This window comes from Clostridium folliculivorans (genome assembly GCF_024341905.1).
GTDB lineage: Bacteria > Bacillota > Clostridia > Clostridiales > Clostridiaceae > Clostridium_AR > Clostridium_AR folliculivorans.
Genome location: NZ_BQXY01000053.1, coordinates 1 through 227 on the forward strand (window position 1 = coordinate 1; position 227 = coordinate 227).

General features: G+C 37.4%; 1 rRNA gene. It reads left to right on the forward strand.

Features of this window, described 5'->3' with window-relative positions:
- A 16S ribosomal RNA gene (locus OCU55_RS23870) occupies nucleotides 1–79 on the forward strand; the annotation flags it as partial.
- Nucleotides 80–227: the final 148 nt, after the last annotated feature.

A 227-nucleotide genomic window follows, 5' to 3' on the forward strand; every position in this document is an offset into this window, starting at 1 on the left:
GCCGAAGGTAGGGTCAGCGATTGGGGTGAAGTCGTAACAAGGTAGCCGTAGGAGAACCTGCGGCTGGATCACCTCCTTTCTATGGAGAAATTATTAAGTACTGATGTATTTCAAACTTAATATACACGAATTCTGGTTAGAATATCTCTCTCTGTTTAATTTTGAGATACCAAGTATCTCTGATTGTTCTTTGAAAATTGCACATAAGTTAAAGTAAAGATATTTAC